This window comes from Pseudomonas sp. NFR02, assembly GCF_900119375.1.
Lineage (GTDB): Bacteria > Pseudomonadota > Gammaproteobacteria > Pseudomonadales > Pseudomonadaceae > Aquipseudomonas > Aquipseudomonas paracarnis.
The window spans coordinates 1-1,325 of the sequence record NZ_FPJJ01000016.1 but is presented as its reverse complement, the minus strand read 5'-3'; the positions used below and the strand labels follow the sequence as shown (position 1 = coordinate 1,325).

At 56.1% G+C, this 1,325-nt stretch carries 1 protein-coding gene; it reads right to left on the bottom strand.

The genetic code is table 11. The features are described from left to right. Window positions 1-1,325 (bottom strand): immunoglobulin-like domain-containing protein (locus BT199_RS26440; protein ID WP_371914270.1); only part of this gene is annotated, 1,325 nt, incomplete at both ends.

Genomic DNA, 1,325 nt, shown 5'->3' with positions numbered 1-1,325 from the left:
GTGTCGCCAGCCTTGATGGTGATCGACGAACCGTTATCCAACTTCAGCGTTACATCAGTGCCAGCTTTGTTGGAGAGCGTGGCGGTGTACGTAATTTGACCACCTTCGTTCACTGCGCTAGGCGCGGTTAGCGTGACCGTCGTGGTGTTATCAGTGCCGGGGGTATCTGTGACGGTGGTGTTTACCGCCGCAGTGCCCGGTACCAGGTTTTCAAAATGCTCGCCGCCCGTCACACCCTTGATCGCGGTGGTGACAGTCTGATCGCCTTTGTACACATCATCAGGAGCAATAACCGAAACGCTACCGCTCGACTGATTCACACCAATGGTAATGGTTTTGCCGTTATCCAAGGTTACGGTCAGCGGGTTGGTGATGTTAGTCACCGGCGAACCGTTTTTATCCACAAGGCTAGCGGTGTAGACGATGTTGCCGCCTTCACCAACGGTGGTGGTGGCGGTCAGAACCACATCGACCTTGTCGATGGTGTCGTTGATCGTGGTGGTCGCACCGTTGCCCGCAACTTCGAGTTTTTCGAAATTGCCGCCAGTGGTTTCGGTGATCTTGACGGTCTGAGTGCTCTTATCGATAAACACGTCATCGGTAGGGGCAGGCACGGTTACGGTGCCAACGGTGTCGCCAGCCTTGATGGTGATGCTTGAACCGTTGTCGAGTTTCAGCGTTACGTCAGTGCCCGCTTTGTTGGAAAGCGTGGCGGTGTACGTGATCTGCCCACCTTCGTTTGCCTCGGCCGGAGCGGTCAGCGTCACCGTAGTGGTGTTGTCAGTGCCTGGTGTATCCGTAACGGTGGTATTAACCGGGGTAGTACCTGGAACCAGATTCTCAAAGTGCTCGCCGCCGGTCACGCCTTTGATGGCGGTAGTGACGGTCTGGTCGCCTTTGTAGACATCGTCTGGCGCGATGGTGGTGATAGAACTGCTCGACTGGTTTACGCCAATAGTGATGGTCTGGCCGTTATCCAGAGTCACGGTCAACGGGTTGGTGATGTTGGTCACCGGTGCGCCGTTCTTATCCACAAGGCTGGCGGTGTAGACGATGTTGCCGCCTTCGCCAACGGTGGTGGTCGCGGTCAGGACTACATCGACCTTGTCGATGGTGTCGTTGATCGTGGTGGTCGCGCCATTACCTGCGACTTCCAGTTTTTCGAAGTTGCCACCAGTGGTCTCGGTGATCTGAACGGTCTGCGTGCTCTTATCGATAAACACGTCATCAGTAGGGGCGGGCACGGTCACAGTACCGACGGTCTCGCCAGCTTTGATGGTGATCGACGAGCCGTTATCCAACTTCAAGGTGACGTCGGTGCCGGC